The sequence below is a fragment of the Microbacterium testaceum StLB037 genome (assembly GCF_900104345.1).
In the GTDB taxonomy this organism is placed as follows: domain Bacteria; phylum Actinomycetota; class Actinomycetes; order Actinomycetales; family Microbacteriaceae; genus Microbacterium; species Microbacterium testaceum_A.
The window spans coordinates 195,583-220,019 of record NZ_FNJN01000005.1 but is presented as its reverse complement, the minus strand read 5'-3'; the positions used below and the strand labels follow the sequence as shown (position 1 = coordinate 220,019).

Below are 24,437 nucleotides of genomic sequence, written 5' to 3'. Positions count from 1 at the left end.
CCCCCACCCCCGGAGATCGCCGTGCCTGTCATTCCCGCCCCGCCCCGTGCCGCCCGCACGCCGGCGCTGCTGGGAACCCAGCTGCTGTTCAACGTGGGCTTCTTCGCCGTCGTCCCGTTCCTCGCGCTCGTGCTCACCGATGACTTCGGGCTGACCGCCGCCGCGATCGGGCTGATCCTGGGGGTGCGCACCTTCGCGCAGCAGGGCATGTTCCTGGTCGGCGGGGTGCTCGCCGACCGCTTCGGTGCGCGGCGGACGATCCTCGCCGGGTGTGCCGTGCGCGTGCTCGGCTTCGCCACGCTCGCCCTGTCACTGCTCGCGCCGGCCCCGCAGCTCGCCCTCTTCATCGGGGGGACCGTGCTCACGGGTCTCGGCGGCGCCCTCTTCTCGCCGGGGGTCAACATCCTCGTGGCGGATGCCGAGCAGCGCCGCGCCCCCGCGGGTGTGAGGTCCCGCGCCTCGCTGTTCGCGTGGCTGAGCGTCGCGGGTGAGTTCGGGGCGGTGCTCGGCCCGCTGCTGGGAGCCGCTCTGCTCGGGTGGGGGTTCGTGGTGGTGGCTCTGGCCGGGGCCGCCCTGTTCGTGCTGATCGCCGTGTTCCTCGCCCTCGCTCTGCCGCGTCGGACGCCCGCGGCGGCGGAGCGGGGCATCCACGGACGTTGGTGGTCGCTCCGCGACCGACGGTTCGTGGCCTTTTCGGCCCTGCACGCGGCGGACCTGCTGGCCTTCAATCAGCTCTACCTCGCGCTTCCCCTCCAGCTCGCGCGTGCCGACGCGGGCCCGGGGGTGGTCGCGGCGATGTTCGCGTGGGTCTCGGCGCTCACGCTCGTGCTGCAGTTGCCGGTGTCGCGCTGGTGCCACCGCGTGGGCGCGGCCCGTGCTCTGCGGGCGGGGTACGGGCTCTCGTCCGCCGGATTCGTCGTGGTCGCCGCGAGTGTCGTCGTTCCGCTCGACGCCTCGGGGCGCGTGGTGGCCGTGTTCGTCGCCGCGGGGCTCGTCGTCATCGGTCACCTGACCACCAATCCCACGGCGCAGGGACTCGTCCCACGGTTCGCCGAGATGCTGCCGACCGGATCGTTCTTCGGTCTGCTCTCGACGTGCGGCGGCGTGGCCGTGCTCCTCGGCAACGTCGCGGTCGGCGCGCTGCTCGGCTGGACCACGGTTCCGGCCGCGGCCTGGCTGCTGCTCGCCGTTCCGCTCGTGGTCGCCGCCGTCTGGGCCCCTCCGGTCGCGGCCTCCGCGGGGCGGGCGTCAGGCGACGAGAACGAGGCGGGTGGATGCTGAGGGTGGCTACTTCTCGTAAACGTCTCGGCGATGACCGGCGTGGACGACCACGATCGTCAGCACCTCGTCTTCGATCCGGTACAGCACCCGATAGTCACCTGTTCGCACTCGCCATTCCGGCCGCGCGGTCACCCTCTTCGCCGCGGGCGGCCGGGGCTCTTCGGCCAAGACGTCGATGACGGCCTGGATGCGCCGCTTCGCCTCGGGGGGCAGTTTCCGGATTGCGCGGACAGCGGCGGGGAGGACGTCGATCCGATACGTCACGAGAGAAGGCCGAGGTCGCGTTTGACCTCATCCCAGGGAACGGGAGTCTCGGCGAGCCGGTCCGTCTCGTCCCACGCGGCGTCCACGGCCCGGATGTCGGCCAGTTCTTCGGCGTCCTCGAGCAGTTGCTCCAACTGAGCCGCGTCGACGATCGCGGCGACGGGGCGATTGTGACGAGTGAGGTAGACCGGCTCGTCACGGGCGTCGTCGATGATCGCCGACAGGCGAGCACGGGCGTCTGTCACGGCGATCTGACTCATGACGACAGCATAGTCTCGAATGTGCAAATTGTACAGAATGTACTCACTCGCGAGCGCCTACAGCTCGAGCGTGATCCGCGGGCAGGCGGCGCGCGAGACGCACGGCATCATCGAGCGGTTGGCATCCTGCTCCTCGGGGGAGAGCACCGAATCGCGGTGCTCGATGTCGCCGTCGATCACGGCGACCTCGCACGTGCCGCAGGTGCCCACGCGGCAGCTCGAGGGGACGACGATGCCCTGCTCCTCGATGACGTCGAGCACCGACCGCTCGGGTGGCACCGTCACCGTCAGCCCCGACATCATGAGGTCGACCTCGAACGGTTCCTGCCACACGGGAGGGCCGAGCACCTTCGCCTCGAACCGCTCGACGTGGAGGCTCCCGCGGGGCCAGCCCGACATCGCGGCATCCAGTCCCTCGAGAAGGCGCGCGGGTCCGCACGCGTACACGACGGTGCGTGTGACGGGCGTCTCGAAACGGGCGGCGAGGTCGAGGCGGCGGCCCTCGTCCGCGGCGTACACCTCGACCCGCGGGCCGTACTGCGCCTCGAGCTCGTCGACGAAGGCCATGGTGGAACGCGACCGCCCGACGTAGAGCAGGGTCCACTCGGCGCCGGCGGCCTCGGCGGCCTCGATCATCGGCACGATCGGGGTGATGCCGATGCCTCCCGCGACGAAGACGTACGAGCGCCCCGCGGTGGGGGCGAACAGGAAGTGGTTGGCGGGCCCGCGCACCCGCAGGGCCGACCCGACGTGGGCGTTCTCGTGCAGCCAGACCGATCCCTCGCGCTCCCGCAGGACGCCGATCCGCCAGGTGCCGCGCTCGGTCGGCGAGCCGCACAACGAGTACTGCCGTTCGATCCCACCGGGCAGGACGACGTCGATGTGCGCCCCGGGTGACCAGTGCGGCAGGGCGCCGGTCGACCGCTCGAGATCGAGGACGACGACGCCGTCCGCGGCATCGCGCCGCCGGCGCACGACGGCTTCGAAGGTGACGCCTGCGCTCACGTGTTCTCCTGTTCGATCAGGTCGTCGGCCCCGCCGTGCACGAGCTCTTTCACGATGAGTAGTCGGTACGTCGAACCGTCGGGCGAGTGCCAGCGGTGCGGGGTACCCGAGCGGCAGTAGACCGAGTCGCCGACGCGCAGAGTGCGCTCGCCGAACCCGCCGAACGAGATGATGATCGACCCCTCGAGGACCGTGAGGAACTCGTCTTCGTCGTGCACGTAGTGGTCGCCGGCCGCGGCGTTCGATCCGGTGAACTCGAGGGGTTCGAAACGGCGCGGGCCCTCGGCGAGGAGCCGGGCGGTGCCCTCGGCGTACGGTCCGATGACGCCCTCGTCGGCGGCGACGAACGAGGGTTCGGCGTCGTGGTCGGCGCGCGGCGGCTCCGATCCCGCGAGCAGTTCGACGCGGCTGGTCCCGAGCGCCCGGGCGAGCCGTTCCAGGCTGGCCATGCTGGGCCGGGCCAGGCCCCGCTCCAACTGGCTGAGGAAGGGGTGCGACAGGGTCGCCGCCTCGGCGAGCTGGGTGAGGGTAAGTCCGCGCGCCTTGCGCAGACCGCGCAGGTGCGCGCCCAGGCGTTCGTCGCTGCTCGGGGTGTCCATCACGGGAGCCATGGTCGTCATCGTCCCACCCTCTCGAACAGTGCGCCGACGATCTCGCGCTCGTCGGCGCGCACGAGTCGCCCGTCGTCGACGACCGTGCGTCCACCGACGACGACCGTGCGGGGGCGACGACCGGGTGCCGCCCAGAGCAGCCCCGCGACCGGATCGGCTACGCCGGCGTCGGCGACACCCGACACGTCCCACACGCAGAGGTCTGCGGCCGAGCCCGCGACGAGGCGGCCGAGCTCGGGTCGCCCGAGCCCGTCGGCCGAGCCCGCGCCGGCCATGGTCAGGACGTCGGATGCCGCGAGCTGCGGACCGACGAGGGCCGACACCTGCATCGCCAAGCGCGCGTCGGCGAGCAGGTGCCCCGCATCGTTGCTGCCCCCTCCGCTCGTTCCGAGTCCGACGGCGACGCCGGCGTCGAGGAGGCGCCGCACCGGCGCGACCCCCCACCCCATGGGCACGTCGCAGCCGGGCGCATGGGTGGCGGAGGCTCCGGATGCCGCGACCCGGGCGATCTCGTCATCCGAGATGTCGCACAGGTGGGCGAGGGTGACGTCAGGGGCGAGCCAGCCCCAGTCGTCGAGCAGATCGAGGGGACGCCTGCCGTAGCGCTCGAGGGCGATCGCGACGTCGACGACCTCGTTGGCCTGCGTGCGCCGACGGAGTCCGTGGCGCCGGGCGACCTCGCCGAGCAGGGTGAAGGTCTCGCGGGGGTCGCTGTGCACACCGGCCGGGCCCACCGCGACCTGGAGCATGCCGTCGGCCGAGATCCCGCCGGGGCGGCCGGGGACGAGGGCCGAGACGATCGCCTCCGCCGACGCGGCCGCGGTCTGCGGGTCGTCGCGCGCCGCTCCTCGCACGAACACCAGGCGGGCGCCGAGGTCGGTCGCCGCGCGGGCCGCCGCTCGGGCCATCCCGACGCCGTCCGCCTCGGCGGGCCAGGTCAGGTGGTGGTCGGCCACGGTCGTCACTCCGCTCAGCAGTGCTTCGGCGAGGCCGGCGCGGGCGGCGAGCCCGGTCAGTTCGGGATCGACGCGCGCCTCGGCGTAGGCCCCGGCCATGGCCGGGAGCCAGTCGCGCATCGGGATGCCGCGGGTTCCCGGCAACGTCCGGAACGCCGTCTGCAGGAGGTGATGGTGGGCGTTGACCAGACCCGGTGTGACGACGCAGCCGGTCGCGTCGATGATCTCGGCATCCGTCGTGTCCGCTGCCTCGACGACCATCCCGTCGACGAGGACGACGTCGCCCGTGCGCACGCGACCGGGTCCCTCCACGACGGCGACCGCTCCGCGGACGACGACGACGCTCACGCGCTCCTCACCGCGCAGGACGCGCTGCCGCCCGCGATCGCGTGCAGGCGGCGTTCGCCGGCGTCGCGGAGCGGGCGGGCGTCGGCCGCGTTCCGGGATGCCACGATCTCGGCGATCACCGACAGGGCCGTCTCTTCGGGGGAGCGTCCACCCAGGTCGAGCCCCAGGGGGGAGTGGAGGCGGGAGAGCTCGGCATCCGTCACTCCGGCGGCGCGGAGCAGGGCGGCGCGGCGCGAGACGGTGGCTCGGGCTCCCATCGCGCCGACGAAGCCCACCGGCAGGCGCAGCGCCACGCGGATCGCGGGGACGTCGAGGCGTTCGTCGTGGGTGAGGACGCACACCGCCGTCCGTTCGTCGGGGGCGGGGAGAGCGGCGAGGACCTCGTGGGGTGCTCCGACGACGAGGTCGGTGGCGTCGGGGAAGCGGTCCCGCGTCACGAGCAGCGCCCAGTCGTCGCATACGGTCACCGCGAAGCCGGCCGCCGCGCCCACTCGGCACAAGGCCGCGGCGTGCTCGCCGGCGCCGAGGATGATCAGCCGCGGGGGAGCGGGGCGGTGCAGCACCAGCGGCTCGCCGTCGAGCTCGAGGCGCAGCGACGCCTCGCGACCGTCTCGCGCCGCGATCAGCGCGTCGCGGTGCGCGGCGTCGACCCGGTAGGCGACGACGTCGACGGCTCCGCCGCACGCGAGCCCGGCGGCGATGGGCGCGATCGCGTCGTCGTCGCCGAAGCCGAAGCGCGCTCGGCGCACGGTCCCGGTGCGCAGCGCGTCGAGACCGAGCATGACCGCGTCGCTCTCGACGCAGCCACCCGAGATGGATCCGATCACCCGCGCGTCCCGCGTGACGGCGAGCGTCGCGCCCACGCCGCGGGGGGCGCTGCGCACGACGGCCGTGACGGTGACGGCCGCCACGGGTACGCCCGCGTCGATCAGCGGCACCAGGTCGGCGGCCAGTTCGAGCATGGATGCGACCGTAATCGGGGCGTGTTTCGCGCACGCTACGCTGTCGTGACCATGCCCGCCGCCCTTCCCGGAACCGTGTCGGGACTCGTGCTGGCCGCGGGCGCGGGGCGTCGGTTCGGGGGGCCCAAGGCCCTCGCGCGCACCTCCGCCGGCACCCCGTGGCTCGCCCTCGCCGTTCGGGCCCTGCGGGAGGGGGGATGCCGCGACGTCGCGGTCGCGCTCGGCGCCGGCTTCGACGAGGCCGCGGGTCTCGTCCCGGCGGGTACGGCGATCGTGCGCGTCGACGAGTGGGCCACCGGCGTGGCCGCATCGCTGCGCGCAGGGCTCGAGGTCGTGGCATCCGGGTCCTCCGACGCCGTCGTGGTGCTGCCCGTCGACACCCCCGACGTCCCGGCGACAGCCGTCGCCCGCCTCGCGCGCCGAGCGGAACCCGGCGCCCTCGCGCAGGCCACCTACGACGGCGCGCCCGGTCACCCGGTGCTGCTCGGTCGCGCGCACTGGGCGGGGATCTCAGTGGCGGTGACGGGTGACATCGGGGCCCGCCCGTACCTCATCGCGCAGGAGGCCGACCTCGTGGAGTGCGGCGACCTCTGGTCGGGAACCGACCGCGACACGCGCTGACGCGGGCTCAGCCGGGCGGCGACGGGGCCAGTCGGTAGAGGATGCGCGGGCGCCCGCGGGCGCCGTACCGGTGCGCGAGGTCGATGACCCCTGTCGACACCAGGTGCTCGAGGTAGCGCTGAGCCGTGGCCCGCGACAGGCCGCAGGCGGAAGCGACGTCGGATGCCGAGACGAAGGCGACCGGGTCGAGACTCGCCCGCACCCGGTCGAGGGTGACCTGGGCGAGGCCCTTCGGCAGCGGCGCCGGAGACGAACGTTCGGGAACGCGCACCGTGCCCGTGCCGAGCAGGCGATCGATGTCGCCCTGCGTCAGAGCGCGATCGCGGTCGGCCTCGGCGCGCGCCTGCCGCTCGCGGCGGTACGTGTCGAGGCGACGCTGCAGCATCTCCTGCGTGAACGGCTTCACGAGGTAGCCCACGACGTGTGCAGCGAGCGCCTGCCGCACGGTCACCTGGTCCTGCGACGAGCTGATGACGAGCACGTCGAGCCCCTCGGCCCCCAGCGTCCGCAGGCGGTGCAGCACCTCGACCCCGCTGATGTCGGGCAGTCGCATGTCGAGCAGCACCAGGTCGACGTCCTGTCGCGCGCGTTCGACGGCCGCGATCCCGGTCGCCGCCGAGCCGATCACCCGGAAGCCCGGTGTCTCGTCGACGAAGCGGCCGTGCAGCGCGCGCGCCGCGCCGTCGTCGTCGACGACGAGCACCCGCACCGGATCGTCGGTCATCGCGGCACCGCCATCTCGAACGAGAAGCTCGCGCCGCCCCACGCCGATCGGCTGACGGTGACCTCGCCCCCGCGCTCGGCGACGGCGCGACGGACGAGCCCGAGTCCGAGTCCGCGCCCGGTGCCGGTGACGTCGGGCTTCGAGGAGTGGCCCACCGAGAACGCGCGCTCGACGTCGTTCGCATCGAGCCCCGGACCGTCGTCGTCCACCGCTCCGTGCAGCCGGTCGCCGATCTGCGAGAGCGTGCAGCGCACGCGCGAGGCACCCGCCTCGGCGGCGTTGCGACACAGGTTGGCGAGGACGACCAGCACCGTCTCATCGACGGGTAGGTCGCGCTCGACCTGCACCTCGAGGTGCGCCCCGAGGGCGGCGACCTCCGCGCGCAGCGCCTCGAGACTCGCTCCCACCACCGACGGGCCGAGCCGGGTGTCCGAGGCCGGGCGGGCGGTGAGCGTCGGGGCGGCGTCGGCGATGTAGGCCAGTGCGTCGCGCGTGTCTCCGTGCGAGACCAGACCGTGCAGCACGTGCAGCCGCGTGCCGAACTCGTGCGCCTGCTCGCGCAGGGCCGCCATCGTCCGGGTGCTCTGCTCCTGCTCCGCCGCGAGCGCGTCGGCCTGCCGGAAGCGCCGTTCGATCGCGGCGGCCAGCAGCGACGACGACAGGGTGCCGGCCACGAGCGCCCCCAGCGCCCAGGGCAGCAGGGCACCGAGGGCCTCGTCGCGGTCCGCCAGCATGCGCGATTCGAGCACCCCCACCGCGACCATGCCGACGATCGTGCCGTCGGAGCTGATGGGGACCTTCGCGCGCACCGTGCTGCCCGAGGGTCCCGTCTCGATGCCGACGAACGGCGTCCCCGCCAGCACGCTCGCGTTGGCGGTCTCGACGAGCACGCCGCGTTGCGTGACCTCGGGGTGGGTGATGCGCACGCCCTCGTCGTCGGTGATGACGACGTAGAACACCCCGGTCGTGCGCTCGACGAGATCGGCCAGCGGTTGCAGCACCGCCGTCGCGGGCGAGAGGTCTCCGGCGTCCGCGAGATCATCCGCCGTTCCGGCGCGGGACACGGATGCCGCGGCCAGGCGCACGTCGTCGAGCTCGGCGAGCCCGGAGGCCACGTCGTACACGCGCTCGACGGTGTCGTCGCGGATGCGGCGCTCCTGCACCGAGGCGGCGATCACGGTGGTCAGCCCCACGGCGAACAGAACGATGACGCTCGGCAGTACCACGAGCACGCGCCTCACCGCTCGCGGGGTGAGCGCCGGGGAGTACTCGCGCATGGTGGGCTTCCTGTCGCACGCAATATGAGCACAAAGCGCGCGGGGGCTGCGCCGTGCCACCCCTCCTGGGAGCGTCTTCACATTCCGCGGAACGACGACGTCCGCGAGGAGGAGCTGTGATGACGGAGCCTACGCCTTCATCTGTCCCCGACCATCCGCCGGCCGGCAGTGCCCGGACCGACAGCGCACCGGTCGACCGGCCGCGGCGCCGTTGGATCGGCCGCCTCGCGGGGGGAGCGGTCGCCGTAACCGCGATCGCCGTCGCCTCGTACGGGTCGATCACCTCGGCATCCGCCGGCGACGACATCCACGCGTCGATGACGATCATCGCGCCCGCCGCCGCAGGCGGCGGCTGGGACGGCGTCGCCCGCGAGCTGCAGCAGGCGCAGAAGGCCAACGGCCTGGTCAACAACGTGCAGGTGGTCAACATGCCCGGCGCCGGCGGCACCATCGCCCTCGGCAACGTCTCGGTGCTCAACGGGCAGGCCGGAAACCTCCTGGTCGGCGGCACGGGGCTCCTCGCCGCGACCGTGCAGTTCAACTCGGCAGCAACCCTCGACGACGTCACTCCGCTGGCCGTCATGGTCGAGGAGTACGACGTCATCGTCGTCCCGGCCGACTCGCCCTACCAGAGCCTCGACGACCTCGTGCAGGACTGGAAGCAGGACCCCCGCGCCCTGCCGTGGACCGGCGGCGGCTCGTTCGACCAGCTCGTCGTGGCCGAGCTCGCGCTCGCCGCGGGCATCGCGCCGGTCGACATGACCTACATCTCGTCCGACGGTGGCGGCGAGGCCATCCAGGCCCTGCTCAACGGCACCGCCCGGGCGGCGGCGGGCGGCTACCCCGACAACATCGACCAGATCGAGTCGGGGCGCCTGCGCGCCCTCGCCCTGGTCGCGTCCGACCCCATCGAGGGCATCGACATCCCCACCGCGGTCGACCAGGGCTACCAGGTGGGCCTGACCAACTGGCGCATGCTGGCCGCCCCGAGCGGGCTCGACGACGAGCAGGTCGACGGGCTGACCGAGCTCGTCCTCGACTCGATCGCGACGCCCGAGTGGGCCGACGCCCGCGCCCGTTACCACTGGACCGAGCGCGTCATCACCGGCGACCAGCTCGACGTGTTCCTCGCCGACGAGCGCGAGCGCATCGAGCGCCTGTACGAGGAGATGGGCCTGTGATGCCGTCGAGCAACAACCCCACCTCCGTCTCGGCGACCGTCGGCAACCGCCTGCGGTTCCAGCGGGGGAGCGGCCCCCGCGGCATCGCGAAGGCGCTCATCATGCCCGCGATCCTCGCCGCCTTCGCGACGTACCTCCTGTACGGCATCGTCGTGATGAAGGTGCCGCCGAGCGCGGCCTTCCCGGGCCCGCAGTTCTTCCCCGGCATCATCGCGGCAGGGCTCTCCGCGTTCGCCATCATCCTCGGCATCCAGGCGGTGCGCGCGGCGCTGGTCACCCCCTCGATCGAAGAGGAGGAGGCCGGCGGGCGCGCGGTCGGCGTCGACTGGCGCTCGTTCGCCTGGGTCGCGGGCTCGTTCCTCGCGTTCGCGTTCCTGCTCGGCATCCTGGGCTGGATCATCGCCGCGGCCCTGCTGTTCACGGGCATCGCCCGCGGGTTCGGCCAGCGCAAGGTGCTGTTCGCCCTCCTGGTCGGGCTGACCATCAGCTCGCTCAGCTACATCGCCTTCGACATGGGGTTGGGTCTGTCCCTGCCCTCCGGAATCCTCGGATGGGCCTTCTGACATGGACGTTCTCGTTCTCCTCGGCGAGGGATTCGCCGGTGCCCTGACCCCCCAGAACCTCATCTGGGTGCTCGTGGGCTGCGTGCTCGGAACCGCGGTCGGCGTCATGCCCGGCCTCGGCTCCTCGATGGCGGTCGCACTGCTTCTGCCGGTGACCTTCTCGCTCGACCCGACCGCCGCGTTCATCATGTTCTCGGGCGTCTACTTCGGCGGGCTGTTCGGCGACTCGATCACCGGCATCCTGCTGAATACGCCCGGCCAGGCCTCTGCGATCGCGTCGACCTTCGAGGGCCACAAGATGGCGCTCAACGGACGCGCCGCGCAGGCGCTCGCCACCGCGGCGATCGGCGCCTTCATCGGCGGCATCATCGCCGCCATCTTGCTGGTGTTCTTCGCGCCCGTGCTCGCGGGGCTGTCGAGCAGCTTCGGACCGGCGGAGTTCTTCGCGCTCGCGATCTTCGCGTTCGCGGCGACCTCGTCGGTCGTGACCGACAACGCCGGCAAGGGCCTCGCGTCCCTGCTGCTGGGGCTCGGCATCGCGGTGATCGGCATCGACGGCGTCACCGGCGCCCCGCGCTTCACGATGGACTCGCCCAACCTGTTCGACGGCATCTCGTTGATCACCGTGACCGTCGGCATCCTGGCCCTCGGCGAGGTCATCTACGTCGCGTGCCTGGAGCGGCACATCAGCAACAAGCAGATGATCCGGCCGACCGGCCGACCGTGGCTGACCCGCCGCGAGTTCGCCGAGGCCACCCCGGCGTGGCTCCGCGGAACGGCGATCGGTCTGCCGTTCGGCGTGATCCCCGCCGGCGGCTCCGAGATCCCCACGTTCCTCGCCTACGGCATCGAGAAGCGCCTCGACGGGCGGCGCAAGAAGCCGCGCTTCGGCACCGGCGCCATCCGGGGCCTCGCCGCCCCCGAGGCCGCGGGCAACTCGACCACGGGCATGGCGATGGGGTCGCTCCTGGCGCTGGGGCTCCCGGTGTCGGCGACGGCGGCCATCATGCTCGCCGCCTTCCGCCAGTACGGTCTGCAGCCCGGACCCCTGCTGTTCGAGCGGGCACCCGATCTGGTCTGGGCGCTCATCGCGAGCTTCTTCATCGCGATGGTCGTGCTGCTGATCCTCAACCTGCCGTTCGCGATGCTGTGGGCCAAGCTCCTGGTCATCCCGCGCCCGTACCTGTACGCCGCTATCGCGGTGTTCTGCGGGCTCGGCATCTACGCCACCTCGGGTGCGACGTTCGATCTCGTGCTGCTGCTCGCGGTCGGTCTGCTCGGCTTCGTGATGCGGGCGCACGACTACCCGCTGGCGCCGCTCATCATCGGCATGGTGCTCGGGCCGCTGGCCGAGACCAGCCTGCGCGATGCCGCGATGAGTGCCAACGGCGACCTGACGACGCTCTTCCAGGGGCCGATCGTCATCGCCATCTACGCGGTGCTGCTCGTGGTGCTGGTCGCGGCCGGGCGCAATCGCGTGGTGGCGCGTCGCCGGGCGAACACGACGCAGAAAGAGACCGTCGGGGTCTGATCGCCGGCATCGGTGACGGGCGGGGCGCTTCGGCGGCCCGCCCGTTCTCGTGCGTCCGGGGGCGGAAAATCACGCTCCGGTCACGGTGTGCGCAATTTTGACGCGGCTATAGACAAAACCCCCTCGGGTGGATATTTTTTCGGAGCCGTCATAATTCGACGGACCAGAGTGCCGGGAACGAAGACGTACCCGATCCGACGCCGGGGAGGGCGCGGGTACGGATCCGAGGATCCCTGCTGTTCAGAGAGGAACGCAGATCACATGCTGAAGAAAATCCTGACCGGTGCGGCCATCGCCGCACTCGCCGTCGGTCTCGGGGCGTGCAGCTCCACGCGTCCGGCAGACGGCGGTGGAGACGCCGCGGGCGGTGGCTCGACCGAGTGCAACGTCGGCATCGCGATGCCCACCCGCAGCCTCGAGCGCTGGATCAACGACGGCGAGCAGCTGCAGAAGAAGCTCCAGGATGCCGGGTGCACCGTCGACCTGCAGTACGCCGACAACAAGACCGACCAGCAGATCAGCCAGATCCAGAACCAGATCTCGGGTGGCGCGAAGATCCTCGTCATCGCCGCGATCGACGGCTCGACGCTCGGCCCGGTGCTGCAGGAGGCCAAGGCGCAGAACGCCAAGGTCATCGCCTACGACCGCCTCATCAACGGCAGTGAGAACGTCGACTACTACGCCACGTTCGACAACTACAAGGTCGGCACGCTGCAGGGTCAGTACATCGAGTCGCAGCTCGGCCTGAAGGACGGCAAGGGTCCCTTCAACCTCGAGCCCTTCGCCGGCAGCCCCGACGACAACAACGCGAAGTTCTTCTTCGCCGGCGCCTGGGACGTGCTCAAGCCCTACGTCGACAGCGGCAAGCTGGTCGTCCCCAGCGGCAAGTCGCCCGCCAACGACGACGCATGGGCGTCGATCGGCATCCAGGGCTGGGCGTCCGACAAGGCGCAGTCCGAGATGGACAACCGCCTCTCGTCGTTCTACGGCGACGGTAAGAAGGTCAACGTGGTGCTCTCGCCCAACGACAGCCTCGCCATCGGTATCGAGGCGTCGCTGAAGTCGGCCGGCTACACCCCCGGCGCCGACTACCCGATCATCACGGGTCAGGATGCCGACAAGGCCAACGTCAAGGCGATCCTCGACGGCGCCCAGGCGATGACGGTCTGGAAGGACACCCGTGCCCTCGGCGACCGCGTCTTCACGATGATCCAGGAGATCAAGGACGGCAAGGACGTCGAGGTCAACGACACGAAGACCTACGACAACGGCAAGAAGGTCGTCCCCTCGTACCTGCTGACCCCCGAGGTGGTCACCAAGGACGACGTGCAGTCGAAGCTCATCGACTCGGGCTTCCTGAAGGCGTCCGACGTCGGACTCTGATTCACCCTGCGGCGGGGCGGGTTCGCCCGCCCCGCCGCTCCACGTGCCGCCCCGGGCGGCTGAGCCGAAGTGCCGCCCGGCGGGCGGCGGAGCCACAATGCCGCCCGGCGGGCGGCGGAGGGACAAGCACACATGACCGAACCGATCCTGCGCATGTCGGGGATCTCGAAGTCGTTCAACGGGGTTCCCGCTCTGGCCGACGTGTCGATCGACGTCTACCGCGGCGAGGTCCACGCGATCTGCGGCGAGAACGGCGCCGGCAAGTCGACCTTGATGAAGGTCCTCAGCGGCGTCTATCCCGCCGGGAGCTTCGAGGGCAGCATCACCCTCGAGGGCGAGCAGATGGCGTTCCGCTCGATCAACGACAGCGAGGCCGCCGGCATCGTCATCATCCACCAGGAGTTGGCGCTGAGCCCGTACCTCTCGATCGCCGAGAACATCTTCCTGGGCAACGAGAAGTCGCGTCGCGGCGTCATCGACTGGAACGCCACCAACACCGCGGCAGCCGAGCTGCTCAAGCGGGTGGGCCTGCGTGAGAACCCCGCGACGAAGATCTTCGAGCTCGGTGTCGGCAAGCAGCAGCTCGTCGAGATCGCCAAGGCCCTCGCGAAAGAGGTCAAGCTCCTCATCCTCGACGAGCCCACCGCCGCGCTGAACGACGACGACTCCGCCCACCTGCTCGACCTCATCGACCAGCTGCGCACCCAGGGCATCACCTGCATCATCATCAGCCACAAGCTCAAAGAGGTGCTGCGCATCTCGGACCGCATCACGATCATCCGCGACGGTCGCACGATCGAGACGATGCACCGCTCCGACGCCGACACCGACGAAGGGCGCATCATCCGCGCCATGGTCGGTCGCGATCTGAACAGCCTCTTCCCGCCGCGCGAACCCGACATCGGCGACGAGCTCTTCCGCGTCGAGAACTGGACCGTGCATCACCCCGTCGACACCGAGCGCGTGGTCATCGACGACGCCTCGTTCATGGTGCGCGCCGGCGAGATCGTCGGCTTCGCCGGCCTCATGGGTGCCGGTCGCACCGAGCTCGCGATGAGCATCTTCGGCCGCATGTACGGCACCGGCATCTCGGGCGAGGTCTACAAGAACGGGCAGCAGATCGACGTCCGCACCGTCGACGCCGCCATCAAGCACGGCATCGCGTACGCCACCGAGGACCGTAAGAAGTACGGACTGAACCTCATCGGCGACATCCAGGTCAACGTCTCGGCGTCCGCCCTCGCCCGTCTCGCGCGGCTGGGCGTGGTCGACCGCTACCGCGAGTACAAGGTCGCCGACTCGTACCGCTACAAGATGAACATCAAGGCGCCCAGCGTCGCCGCGATCACCGGGCGACTGTCCGGGGGCAACCAGCAGAAGGTCGTCCTGTCGAAGTGGATGTTCACCGGACCCGACGTACTGATCCTCGACGAGCCGACCCGCGGCATCGACGTGGGGGCGAAGTACGAGATCTACGGCATCATCAACGAACTCGCGGCCCAGGGTAAGGCCGTCATCGTCATCTCGTCGGAGCTACCCGAGGTCATCGGCCTCTCCGACCGCATCTACACGATCTCCGAGGGACGCATCACGGCCGAGGTCAGCCGTGACGACGCCACGCAGGAGAACCTCATGCGGCACATGACCGCCGGAAGGAATTGACAGCAATGGCCACCGCATCCACCCAGACGGTCGAGGCGCCGACCCAGCCGGGGCCGCGACGTCGCGGCATCCTGTCGCGCATCAACTTCCGGCAGTTCGGCATCCTCGCCGCCCTCGTCATCATCATCGTGCTGTTCCAGGTGCTCACCGGCGGTCGCCTGTTGATGCCCGGAAACGTCAACAACCTCATCCAGCAGAACGCGTACGTGCTGATCCTCGCGATCGGCATGGTCATGGTCATCATCGCCGGACACATCGACCTGTCGGTCGGTTCGGTGGTGGCGATGGTGGGCGCGATCGCGGCGATCGCCATGAACCAGTGGGGTCTGCCCTGGTACGTGGCGGTCCTGCTGTCGCTCGTCGTCGGCGCCGTGGTCGGTGCCTGGCAGGGCTTCTGGGTCGCCTTCGTCGGCATACCCGCGTTCATCGTGACCCTGGCGGGCATGCTGCTGTTCCGCGGTCTCACCCTCGTTCTGCTCACCGGCGGCACCATCAGCGGTCTGCCCGACGGCTTCACCGCGATCGGCGCGGGCTGGCTGCCGCCGTTCCTCGGCTACCTCGGCAACTGGGACGCCCTCACCCTCGCGCTGGGTGCCATCGCCAGCGTGCTGCTGGTCGTGCAGCAGCTGCGCACCCGCGCGACGCTGCGCCGCCTCGAGCTGCCGCGCGAGGTCGCCTGGTCGTTCTGGGCCAAGAACCTCGTCGCGGTCATCGCGATCATGGCCACCGCGTTCACGATCGCCGCGTACAACGGCACGCCGATCGTGCTGATCATCCTCGCGGTGCTCGTGCTGGCCTACACGTTCGTGCTGAACCGCACGACGTTCGGTCGTCACATCTACGCCATGGGCGGCAACCTCTTCGCGGCCGTGATGAGCGGCGTGAAGACGAAGTGGGTCAACTTCTTCATCTTCGTCAACATGGGTGCTCTCGCCGGTCTCGCCGCCGTGGTCAGCACGGCCCGCGCCGGTGGCGCGGTGGCCTCGGCCGGTCAGAACTACGAGCTGGATGCCATCGCGGCGGTGTTCATCGGCGGTGCGGCGGTCCAGGGTGGCATCGGAACCGTCGTCGGCGCGGTCGTCGGTGGTCTGGTCATGGGCGTGCTGAACATGGGTCTGTCGATCCTCAGCGTCGACGCCGCCTGGCAGATGGCCATCAAGGGCATCGTGCTGCTCCTGGCGGTCGCGTTCGACATCTTCAACAAGCGGCGCAACGGCGGTGCGTGATCGGATGGGGAGCGCGGCCCCGGGGCCCGCTCCCCATCCGCTCTGCTGTTTCCCCCGCGATCCCCGCTTTCGGCCCCACCGCGTCGTGATGCGATGATGGGGGAGGTGCGCCTCTCATGACCCCTGCCGTGTTCGAGCCCGCAACCCCGCTCGCGCCGCCGGCTGGCCGTACGACGAACGATCTGATCCGTCAGCAGAACCTCTCGTCCGTCCTGTCGCTCCTCCACTCCCGGGGTGCCCTCTCGCGCGCGCAATTGGGCGCGACGACGGGACTGAACCGCTCCACCGTCACGGGTCTCGTGATGGAGCTGACCGAGCTCGGCCTCGTCCGCGAAGCGCCGAGCGGGGAGCGCACGGGCAAGGTCGGTCGCCCCACCCTCGACCTCGAGCCCGAAGACCACGTGGCCGCGCTCAGCGTCCGCGCCGAACCGCACGCGGTCACGGTGGCTCTCGTGGGTCTCGGCGGGGTGGTCCACGCGCGGCTCCGCCACGACACCGCGACCGCCCCGTCGCCGAAGCGTTTCGTGCAGATCGTCGCCTCGTCCGTCGAGGCGATGCGCGCCGACATCGATCGGCACTACCGCGTGGTCGGGGCGGGCCTCGCGGTCCCCGGTCTCGTCAACGCCAACGGTTCCGTCCTCGTCTCGCCGACCCTCGGCTGGAAGCGCGATCCCGTCGCCGCGCGCTTGAGCGATGAGCTCGGGATGCCGGTGGCCGCGGGCAACGACGCCAGCATCGGCGCTCTCGCGGAGTCGCGGTTCGGCGTGGGGGTCGGCGTCGGCAACCTGCTGTACCTCGGCGGCGCGATGCACAGCATCGGCGGGGGACTGATCATCGACGGCACGCTCCTGCGCGGGACGTCGGGCTACGCCGGCGAGCTCGGCCACACCGTCGTCGATCCCCGCGGCCGGCCGTGCGTGTGCGGGCGGCGCGGGTGTCTCGAGGCCGAGGTCAGCCTCGACCTGATCGAACCGCTCCTGGGCCGGCGCAAGCTCGACGAGGACGAACTCGACGTCGAGCTCGGCGTCGCCCGCAACCCCCGGGTCATGACCGAGGTGACCCGCCAGGTCGAGATGCTCTCGCTCGCCCTGACGAACTTCGTCAACGCCTTCGCGCCCGAGACCGTGGTGCTCTCGGGCTATCTCGGAGCCCTGCTGTCGGTGAGTCGTGAGCGCCTCGCCGACGCGGTGCGCGTGCACCCGCTCGGTGCCGAGGGGCGCACGATCCGCCTCGAGAGGGCGCATCTGCGCTCGCGCCTCATGCTCGTGGGCCCGGCCGAGCTCGCGTTCGCCGACCTGCTGGCGAACCCCGCCGGCTTCCGCGGCTGACGCGGCGCCCCGCGTCGTATCCCGCTCGTTCACCGCGCCGTCGCCGCGCGCGTCTACCGTCGCGGGGTGCGCTCGACCCGACGGGCGTCGGGAGGTGTCCGTGGACCTCGATCAGGCTCCGCGCCGGCCGTTCTGGCCGTGGGTGCTCGCCCTGCTCGTGGCGCTGGTGGCCGTCGGCGTCCTGTTCACTCAGGCGCAGGCGATGGCGCGCGATGCCGAGCGCGGCGGCGTGGCCGCACCGTGGCCGGCGACCGCGTCCCTCTCGTCGAGCGCGACCGACGCGGTTCCGGCGGTTCCCGCGCAAACCGAGCGACGGACGCCGACCGCGGTCGCGGTCGACGCGCAGTGGAGCATCACGGTCGCGGGGCGCGTCGGCATCCCGGAACGGGCTCTGCGGGCGTACGCGTCGGCGGCGCTCACCGTCCAGCGGGAGCAGCCCTCGTGCGGTCTGGGCTGGAACACCCTCGCCGGGCTCGGGGCGATCGAGTCGGGCCACGGCACGCATTCCGGCGGGACCCTGGATGCGGAGGGCTACCCGGATCCCCCGATCCGCGGGATCGCGCTCGACGGATCGCAGAGCGCGGTGATCCCCGACACCGACGGCCGCCGTTTCGACGGCGACGCGACCTGGGACCGGGCCGTCGGACCGCTGCAATTCATCCCGGCGACGTGGGAACGATGGGGTGCCGACGCGAACGGCGACGGAATCGCCGATCCGAACCAGATCGACGACGCGGCCCTCGCGGCCGGTCGCTACCTGTGCGCCGCGGGCGAGATGACGAGCCCCGCGGGGTGGCGGCGGGCCGTCTTCTCGTACAACCACCTCGACAGCTACGTCGACGACGTCGCCGCCACCGCGAACGCCTACGCGCGCCTCGCCGGCTGACGTCGGGTCGCGGCGCGCGGGCGGAAAGCGGGGGCGATCAGCCGCCCAGCACCACGTTCAGCGGCTTCTCGCCGCGGTGCAGGCGCTCGATCTGCCGCCGCACGAGTCGGGCGATGCGCGGGCGCATGGCATCCGTCGCCCCTCCCACGTGCGGAGCGATGAGCACCCCGTCGAGAGCCCACAGCGGGTGGTCCGCGGGGAGGGGCTCGGGGTCGGTGACGTCGAGGGCCGCGCGGATGCGGCCACGGCGCACGTGATCGACGAGGGCGTCGGTGTCGATGAGCGGTCCCCGGCCGACGTTCACGACGAGCGCGCCGTCGGGGAGCGCCGAGAGCGCGCGGTCGTCGAGGAGGTGGCGGGTCGCGTCGCCGCCGGGAAGGGACGCGATCAGGATGTCGGTGTCGGCGAGCACCTCCTCGAGCTTGCCGAGGGGGAACACCTCCACGTCGTCCTGCAGTCGCCCGTGCGAGGCGACGGCGCGCAGCGTCACCTCGAACGGCGCGAGGCGGGCGGCGATCGCGCGGCCGACGCCGCCGAAACCGAGAAGGGTCACGCGGGCGTCGGCGAGCCCGGGGGTCATGCCGCTCGTCCACTCGCCGCGATCCTGCGCGCGGACGAAGTCCGGCAGGTGCCGCTGCGCCGCGAGGGCGAGGGCCACGGCGAGCTCCGAGGTGGCGGTCTCGTGGACGCTCGAGGCGTTGGCGAAGACGATCCCCTCGGGCAGGCGCCCCTCGACGTTGTCGTAGCCGATCGACTGGCCCTGCACGAGGCCGACCTCGATCTCGGAGAGGCGCCCGATCACGTCGTTCATCGACATGTACGGCGGGACGATCATGTCGAACCTGTCGCGCGGGGCCGGTCCCGTCATATCCCAGACGACCACCTCGACGCCCTCGGGCAGATCGCCGAGGTCGTCACGGAGTTCGTCGGTGGGCACGGACACGATGAGGGGGGTCGGGGTGGTCACCGGAGAGACGCTACTCCGGTCGCCTCGGCGGGCTGCGGAGGTTGCGGGCGGCGCCCGATGTGCACACCGACGGGCACGTCGTAGGCGAGGTACTCCCGCATCAGTTCGTCGGAGTCGCGCTCGAACAGTCGCCGAGAGAGGGCGGCGGCCAGCTTGGTCGCTCCGCCGACGAGCCCGGGGATCTGGTGACTCAGCATCCCCTGGCTGAGGCGCGCGCCGTGGTTGAACATGTGGATCCGCGACAGCGCCGAGGCGTCGGGAGCGCTCCGGCTGACGAGGCCGAAATCGTCGTCGAGGTAGGGGAACGCGGCGAGCCCGGGGTTCTGCGCCGCGGCCTCCGGGGCGAGGCGGTCGCTCCACAGCGTGGCATCCGCGGCGATGGCCGACAGCTCCGGCCTCCGCTCCAGGTCGGCCACGATCCCGGTCGCCGACAGGACGACGTCGTAGTGATGGATGCCGTGCGGCGTGGTCACCGCGATGTCGCTGCCCGTCCACTGCACGTGCTGCCACGGCGACGACGTGAAGAAGCGGAAGGCGTCGAACGCGTGGGCGCGCCAGAGGGCGTTCTGCGTGGCGGGCTGGTCGACCGCCGACAGGTGCACGTTGAAGGCCCACTTCTGCGCGTCGCTGAAGGCGCCGTAGTTCTCGATGAGACCGGCGAACTCCATCCAGCGGTAGGGGCTGACCTGCGGCATGGCGGGGCGCCGCATGTGCACCTCGACGCTCGCGGCGCCGTGCTCGAGCGCGGTGGCGGCGTTGTCGAACGCCCCCGTCCCCGCGCCCAGCACGCCGATGCGCAGACCCGCGAGGGAGGAGAAGTCGATCTCGTCGTGCGTGTGGTGCACGCGGCCGGCGGGGAGCCCCTGCAGAAGGGCGGGGACATGCCGCCCCCCGGCTCCCTCGATCCCGGTGGCGAGGACGACGTGCCGAGCGGGCAGCATCCATTCGCCGTCCGGGCCCTCGAGGTGCACCTCGATCGGCCCGTCCCCTCCGGTCGGGGTGAGCGACCGCACGCGCGTGGAGGGGACGACCGTGAGGGCGGACACCTCGCGGTACCACCGCAGGAAGCCCTGCCAGGCGACGGTGGGGAAGTACTCGATCGCGTCCCACGCGTCGGTTCCGTAGACGGCCTCGAACCAGGCGCGCGGGCTCACCGCGGGCGTTCCCCAGGTCGGCCAGGCGATGTCCTTGGGCGTGCGCAGCGTGTGCATGCGCGCGTAGGTGCTCCAGGGGCCGGTCGCATCGGCGGGCGCGGCGTCGATCACCACGACGTCGTCGATCCCTCGCCGACGCAGTCCGCGCGCCAGGACGAGTCCGGCCTGACCGGCCCCGACGATGACCACGGGACGGATGCCGTCTCGCTGGCCGACCCACGAGCGTCCGTCGCCGGCGCTGAGGGCGCTCTGGTGCGCGGCCTCCCGTTCGAGCGCGGCGAGTCGGGCCGCCGCGTCGGGGAGCGGGGTCAGCACGGTCATTCCCCGTCGACCACGACGCGGACGCCGAGGGTGTCGTCGAAGCGGTGGTTGTGGTGGTCGGTGACGTTGGTGTCATCGAGCTCGAGGTTGACGAAGTCCATGCTCGGCTCGGCGAAGAAGGGACCGGCGTGCCACGTGCCCTTGCGCATCGTGATGGCGGTGCGCGGCGGGATGCGGAACGCGCGCAGGTCGTCGAGAGCGGGGGCGTCGATGCCCGGGGCGGCCACGGCGATGGTCCACTCGACGTCGCCGACCGCCATGAGGGTCTGGGTGGTCTCGAGGTGGCGCGTCACGCGCACGAACTCGGGAGCCTTGTCGTCGAGGTGCATGAGGTAGAAGCGGGGGATGCCGTTCGACACGTCGAGTACGGCCTCTTCGGCGGTGAACGGGGTGCCGTCCTCCATGGGGGTCAGGACGACGCCGAAGGGGTCGAAGGTCGCGGGGGTGACGGTTTCGGCGGTGAGGCGGTGGACGGTGAGGGTGTCGGACACGGGAGCTCGCTTTCGTCGGGTCCCTCGACCGTACGCTTGTCCAACAAGCCGAGATAGTACTTGTCCGACATGTTCACCACGCTGTTACGCGAGGGAAACGCTCACGATCGCACCCGGCGGATCAGCGCGTTGCGCAGGCCCGCCGGGGCGGCCAGCTGCACCTCGCGCGACCAGTACCCGATCGCATCGTCGGCGCCGTACCCGCAGTAGGTCATTTCGATCACGGGCGTGCCGGGTGCGCTCGACAGGATCCCCGCCCTCTCGGCGTCCAGTCCGACCGCCTCCATCCACAGCGTCTCCCAGGCCACGCGGACGCCGTTCGCGGCCTCGGCGAGATCGAAGACCGGGCGATGAGGGTCGAGCGCGGCGTCACGTGCCACGGGGACGAGATCTTCCGCCAGGGCGTAGGGGGCGCCGTCCGCGCGCCACATCTTCACCGTCCGCAGTACGCGGGTGCCGTCGGGGAGATCGTCGAAGCGGTGCGCACCCGGGGCGAGGTCGAGGCGCTCGGACGAGACGAGGTCGAGGGACGCCTCGTACCCCGCGGAGCGGATCGAGAGCGAATGATCGAACTGCTGGTCGATGCGGCGGCCGACGCCCGCGAGTCGACGGTTCGACGTGGTCCGCGCCCCCTGGGTGCGGTGGACGTAACCCCGCTCCTCGAGTCGGATCAGCGCCTCGCGCACCGAGTTGCGGCTCGCCCCGAGCATCTCGGCGAGACGCGGTTCGGAGGGGAGGGGCGCTCCCTCGCTGCTCCACAGGGCCAGGATGCCCTCGATGATCGGGTCGGGATCGGGTACGCGCACGCACTCATCCTCCCTGATCGACCCCGTGTCCATCACTCCCCGCGCGTCGCGGGAGTCCGAGGGGGCGCCGTCCTCCGGCGACGATCCCCGGCCCCCCGTGCGGGGGGGGCGAGGTCGCGGGTGACGTCAGGCCGCGGCGCCCACCACGGCGGCGATCGCCGAGGTGAAGAAGCCCAGGCCGTCGACACCCGAACGCATGGCCGCGGGGGTTCCCGGGCCGAAGCCGGGCTCGACGGCGTGCTCGGGGTGCGGCATGAGGCCCACGATGTTGCCCCGCTCGTTGGTCAGTCCCGCGATGTCGTCGAGCGAACCGTTCGGGTTCACGCCGACGTACCGGAAGGTCACGAGCCCCTCGCCGTTCACGCGCGCCAGGGTCTCGGCATCCGCGATGTATCCGCCGTCGGCGTTCTTCAGGGGGATGACGATCTCGTCGCCCTCGGTGAAGTCGCTCGTCCAGGCGGTCGAGGCGTTCTCGACGCGCAGGCGCTGGTCGCGGCGGATGAACTGCTGGTGGGCGTTGCGGATGAGGCCGCCGGGCAGCAGGTGCGCCTCGACGAGCATCTGGAAGCCGTTGCAGATGCCGAGGACCGGCATGCCCTTGCCCGCGGCGTCCTTGACCTCGGCCATGATCGGCGCGAAGGCCGCGATGGCGCCGGCGCGCAGGTAATCCCCGTAGCTGAAGCCGCCGGGCAGGACCAGAGCGTCGACGCCCTTCAGATCGTGCTCGCCGTGCCAGAGGGCGACGGGCTCGCCGCCGGCGAGGCGGATGGCGCGCTGGGCGTCGCGGTCGTCGAGGGAACCGGGGAAGGTGATGGCCCCGATGCGAGCGATCATTCGACCACCTCGATGTTGACGACGTCCTCGATGACGGCGTTCGAGAGCATCTCGTCCGCGAGCTCGCGGGCGCGGGCGAGAGTCGCCTCGTCGACCTCACCCTCGACGGTGAGCTCGAAGCGCTTGCCGATGCGCACGTCGGAGAAGCGGTGCTCACCCAGGCGCGAGAGGGCGCCGGCCACGGCCTTTCCCTGGGGGTCGAGGAGCTCGGCCTTGGGCATGACGTCGACGACGATGGTGGGCATTGCAGCTCCAGGAGTCGGGTGGCGTGGTGAAGGCCAGTCTACGGGAGGCCCGCCTTCGTCTCCGCCCTGCTTTCGGCGCTCTAGCAATGCCCCGGGTGACGTGAGGTAACGATCCGGATGCTTTTCCTTGACCTCGTGGGAGCGATCCCATAGCGTCTACCCCGATCGGTGAGAGCGCTCCCACGAGATGCTGGTGGAGCTCTCCGCAGCGCCGGTCAGCACCCACCACAAAGGAGTGATCTGTGAAAAACCGCGCCCTGCGTCGTGTGGCCCTCGTCGCCGCCGTCGCCTCCACCTCCGCCCTCGTGCTCGCCGGCTGCTCCGGCGGCGGGGGCTCCGCCTCGGGCGGCGACGGACCGGTGACGCTCACCGTCGCCACCTTCAACGACTTCGGGTACACCGATGCGCTCCTCAAGGAGTACATGGACGCGCACCCGAACGTGAAGATCGTGCACAACAAGGCCGCGACGAGCAACGACGCCCGTGCCAACTACTTCCAGAAGCTCGGAAAGACCGGCCTCGCCGACATCGAGGCCATCGAGGTCGACTGGCTCCCCGAGGTCATGGAGTACGCCGACCTGCTCGCCCCCGTCCCCGACGACCTGAAGAGCCGCTGGCTCGACTACAAGGTCAAGGCCGCGACGAGTTCCGAAGGCAACCTCATCGGCTACGGCACCGACATCGGCCCCGAGGGCGTCTGCTACCGCTCCGACCTGTTCGCCGCCGCGGGCCTGCCCACCGACCGCGAAGAGGTCGCCAAGATGCTCCAGGGCGACTGGTCGACGTACTTCGCCGCGGGCGACAAGTACGTCGCCGCGACCGGCAAGCCGTTCTTCGACTCGGCCGGAGGCACCTACCAGGGGGCCATCAACCAGGTCGAGGACGCCTACGAGAACCCCGACACCGGCGAGATCACCGCCACCGAGAACCCCGAGGTCAAGAAGATCTATGACCAGGTGCTCAAGGCCAGCGCCACGCAGTCGGCGCACCTCGGCCAGTGGTCCGACGACTGGATGGCGGGACTGTCCAACGGCGCCTTCGCGACCATGCTCTGCCCGGGCTGGATGCTCGGCGTCATCGAGGGCAACGCCCCCGAGGTCAAGGGCTGGGACATCGCCAACGCCTTCCCCGGCGGCGGCGGCAACTGGGGCGGCTCGTATCTGACCGTCCCCTCGAACGGCAAGAACGTCGCCGCGGCGCAGGAGCTCGCGGACTGGCTGACCAGCCCCGACACCCAGATCAAGGCGTTCGAGAACGCGGGGACCTTCCCCAGCCAGACCGACGCGCTCAAGAACGAGACGCTCCTGAGCAACACCAACGCCTACTTCAACAACGCCCCGGTCGGTCAGATCCTCACCGATCGCGCCGAGGCCGTGAAGGTGTCGCCGTACAAGGGCACGTTCTACTTCCAGATCAACGACGCCATGCAGAAGGCGCTCACACGAGTGGAAGACGGAACCCAGGATGCCGCCACCTCGTGGCAGCAGTGGGTGACCGAGGTCGACGCCCTGAAGTGACCGACGCGGGCGGATGCCGGGGGTCGCAGCACC

General features: G+C 71.1%; 25 protein-coding genes. 11 read left to right on the top strand and 14 right to left on the bottom strand.

Annotated features, from left to right (window positions below; genetic code table 11):
* The first annotated feature begins 21 nt into the window (after positions 1 to 21).
* Entirely contained in the window at positions 22 to 1,281 is a 1,260-nt protein-coding gene (locus BLS25_RS12420; RefSeq protein ID WP_074696150.1) for an MFS transporter, read from the top strand.
* A 6-nt stretch (positions 1,282 to 1,287) separates the two neighbouring features.
* On the opposite strand, the gene BLS25_RS12415 is transcribed toward BLS25_RS12420, so the two are convergent.
* From BLS25_RS12415 to BLS25_RS12390, 6 genes are read right to left on the bottom strand one after another with little or no spacing between them, the layout of a single operon-like run.
* Positions 1,288 to 1,545, bottom strand: a complete 258-nt coding sequence (locus BLS25_RS12415) for a type II toxin-antitoxin system RelE family toxin (RefSeq protein WP_074696148.1) — start codon at positions 1,543 to 1,545, stop codon at positions 1,288 to 1,290.
* Positions 1,542 to 1,805 (bottom strand): type II toxin-antitoxin system Phd/YefM family antitoxin, encoded by a 264-nt coding sequence (locus BLS25_RS12410; protein WP_056225618.1) that lies wholly within the window; start codon positions 1,803 to 1,805, stop codon positions 1,542 to 1,544. Before BLS25_RS12410 ends, BLS25_RS12415 begins: the two co-directional genes overlap by 4 nt.
* A gap of 57 nt (positions 1,806 to 1,862) precedes the next feature.
* Positions 1,863 to 2,810: a PDR/VanB family oxidoreductase gene (locus tag BLS25_RS12405; RefSeq protein ID WP_074696146.1), complete on the bottom strand. Its 948-nt coding sequence runs from the start codon at positions 2,808 to 2,810 to the stop codon at positions 1,863 to 1,865.
* Complete coding sequence (locus tag BLS25_RS12400; RefSeq protein ID WP_056225625.1) at positions 2,807 to 3,430, bottom strand: helix-turn-helix domain-containing protein; 624 nt, start codon at positions 3,428 to 3,430, stop codon at positions 2,807 to 2,809. Before BLS25_RS12400 ends, BLS25_RS12405 begins: the two co-directional genes overlap by 4 nt.
* A complete protein-coding gene (locus tag BLS25_RS12395; protein WP_074696144.1) occupies positions 3,427 to 4,725 on the bottom strand; it encodes an amidohydrolase family protein in 1,299 nt (432 codons plus the stop codon). Before BLS25_RS12395 ends, BLS25_RS12400 begins: the two co-directional genes overlap by 4 nt.
* A complete protein-coding gene (locus BLS25_RS12390; protein ID WP_056225632.1) occupies positions 4,722 to 5,687 on the bottom strand; it encodes an XdhC family protein in 966 nt (321 codons plus the stop codon). Before BLS25_RS12390 ends, BLS25_RS12395 begins: the two co-directional genes overlap by 4 nt.
* 51 nt (positions 5,688 to 5,738) lie before the next feature.
* On the opposite strand from BLS25_RS12390, the gene BLS25_RS12385 reads away from it, so the two are divergent.
* A complete protein-coding gene (locus BLS25_RS12385) occupies positions 5,739 to 6,308 on the top strand; it encodes a nucleotidyltransferase family protein (RefSeq protein ID WP_056228182.1) in 570 nt (189 codons plus the stop codon).
* A gap of 7 nt (positions 6,309 to 6,315) precedes the next feature.
* Here BLS25_RS12385 and BLS25_RS12380 read toward each other — a convergent pair whose 3' ends face one another.
* Both BLS25_RS12380 and BLS25_RS12375 read right to left on the bottom strand, forming a co-directional pair.
* Positions 6,316 to 7,032, bottom strand: a complete 717-nt coding sequence (locus tag BLS25_RS12380) for a response regulator (RefSeq protein WP_056225635.1) — start codon at positions 7,030 to 7,032, stop codon at positions 6,316 to 6,318.
* Entirely contained in the window at positions 7,029 to 8,309 is a 1,281-nt protein-coding gene (locus BLS25_RS12375) for an ATP-binding protein (RefSeq protein WP_256335586.1), read from the bottom strand. The genes BLS25_RS12380 and BLS25_RS12375 overlap by 4 nt, the downstream gene beginning before the upstream one ends.
* Positions 8,310 to 8,428: 119 nt before the next feature.
* On the opposite strand from BLS25_RS12375, the gene BLS25_RS12370 reads away from it, so the two are divergent.
* The 8 genes from BLS25_RS12370 to BLS25_RS12335 all read left to right on the top strand — a co-directional run bounded on the left by BLS25_RS12370 (position 8,429) and on the right by BLS25_RS12335 (position 18,069).
* Positions 8,429 to 9,490 carry a tripartite tricarboxylate transporter substrate binding protein gene (locus tag BLS25_RS12370; protein WP_081349819.1) on the top strand — a complete coding sequence of 354 codons (1,062 nt, stop codon included), beginning with the start codon at positions 8,429 to 8,431 and terminating at the stop codon, positions 9,488 to 9,490.
* The gene (locus BLS25_RS12365) at positions 9,490 to 10,053 is read left to right on the top strand and encodes a tripartite tricarboxylate transporter TctB family protein (protein WP_074696142.1); all 564 of its coding nucleotides are present in this window, start codon (positions 9,490 to 9,492) and stop codon (positions 10,051 to 10,053) included. The genes BLS25_RS12370 and BLS25_RS12365 overlap by 1 nt, the downstream gene beginning before the upstream one ends.
* Position 10,054: 1 nt before the next feature.
* The gene (locus tag BLS25_RS12360) at positions 10,055 to 11,584 is read left to right on the top strand and encodes a tripartite tricarboxylate transporter permease (protein WP_074696140.1); all 1,530 of its coding nucleotides are present in this window, start codon (positions 10,055 to 10,057) and stop codon (positions 11,582 to 11,584) included.
* Between the two features lie 261 nt (positions 11,585 to 11,845).
* Complete coding sequence (gene chvE / locus BLS25_RS12355; RefSeq protein ID WP_056225645.1) at positions 11,846 to 12,967, top strand: multiple monosaccharide ABC transporter substrate-binding protein; 1,122 nt, start codon at positions 11,846 to 11,848, stop codon at positions 12,965 to 12,967.
* A gap of 132 nt (positions 12,968 to 13,099) precedes the next feature.
* The gene (gene mmsA, locus BLS25_RS12350; RefSeq protein WP_056225647.1) at positions 13,100 to 14,629 is read left to right on the top strand and encodes a multiple monosaccharide ABC transporter ATP-binding protein; all 1,530 of its coding nucleotides are present in this window, start codon (positions 13,100 to 13,102) and stop codon (positions 14,627 to 14,629) included.
* Positions 14,630 to 14,634: 5 nt separating this feature from the next.
* Positions 14,635 to 15,855: a multiple monosaccharide ABC transporter permease gene (mmsB, locus tag BLS25_RS12345; RefSeq protein WP_056225649.1), complete on the top strand. Its 1,221-nt coding sequence runs from the start codon at positions 14,635 to 14,637 to the stop codon at positions 15,853 to 15,855.
* 116 nt (positions 15,856 to 15,971) lie between these two features.
* On the top strand, positions 15,972 to 17,183 hold the full coding sequence (locus tag BLS25_RS12340) for an ROK family protein (protein WP_056225652.1): 1,212 nt from the start codon (positions 15,972 to 15,974) through the stop codon (positions 17,181 to 17,183).
* A 100-nt stretch (positions 17,184 to 17,283) separates the two neighbouring features.
* Positions 17,284 to 18,069, top strand: a complete 786-nt coding sequence (locus BLS25_RS12335) for a lytic transglycosylase domain-containing protein (RefSeq protein WP_074696138.1) — start codon at positions 17,284 to 17,286, stop codon at positions 18,067 to 18,069.
* Between the two features lie 37 nt (positions 18,070 to 18,106).
* Here the strand turns inward: BLS25_RS12335 and BLS25_RS12330 are convergent, their stop codons facing one another.
* The 6 genes from BLS25_RS12330 to purS form a co-directional block, all read right to left on the bottom strand.
* Complete coding sequence (locus BLS25_RS12330) at positions 18,107 to 19,036, bottom strand: 2-hydroxyacid dehydrogenase (RefSeq protein WP_074696136.1); 930 nt, start codon at positions 19,034 to 19,036, stop codon at positions 18,107 to 18,109.
* Entirely contained in the window at positions 19,033 to 20,511 is a 1,479-nt protein-coding gene (locus BLS25_RS12325; RefSeq protein WP_074696134.1) for an FAD-dependent oxidoreductase, read from the bottom strand. Before BLS25_RS12325 ends, BLS25_RS12330 begins: the two co-directional genes overlap by 4 nt.
* The gene (locus BLS25_RS12320) at positions 20,508 to 21,002 is read right to left on the bottom strand and encodes an ureidoglycolate lyase (protein ID WP_074696132.1); all 495 of its coding nucleotides are present in this window, start codon (positions 21,000 to 21,002) and stop codon (positions 20,508 to 20,510) included. Before BLS25_RS12320 ends, BLS25_RS12325 begins: the two co-directional genes overlap by 4 nt.
* Before the next feature lie 101 nt (positions 21,003 to 21,103).
* Positions 21,104 to 21,808, bottom strand: a complete 705-nt coding sequence (locus BLS25_RS12315; protein WP_074696130.1) for a GntR family transcriptional regulator — start codon at positions 21,806 to 21,808, stop codon at positions 21,104 to 21,106.
* A 126-nt stretch (positions 21,809 to 21,934) separates the two neighbouring features.
* On the bottom strand, positions 21,935 to 22,642 hold the full coding sequence (gene purQ, locus BLS25_RS12310) for a phosphoribosylformylglycinamidine synthase subunit PurQ (protein ID WP_074696128.1): 708 nt from the start codon (positions 22,640 to 22,642) through the stop codon (positions 21,935 to 21,937).
* Entirely contained in the window at positions 22,639 to 22,887 is a 249-nt protein-coding gene (purS, locus tag BLS25_RS12305) for a phosphoribosylformylglycinamidine synthase subunit PurS (RefSeq protein WP_056225673.1), read from the bottom strand. Before purS ends, purQ begins: the two co-directional genes overlap by 4 nt.
* 242 nt (positions 22,888 to 23,129) lie before the next feature.
* Between purS and BLS25_RS12300 the strand changes: the two genes are divergently transcribed.
* Complete coding sequence (locus BLS25_RS12300; protein WP_074696126.1) at positions 23,130 to 24,404, top strand: ABC transporter substrate-binding protein; 1,275 nt, start codon at positions 23,130 to 23,132, stop codon at positions 24,402 to 24,404.
* Positions 24,405 to 24,437: the final 33 nt, after the last annotated feature.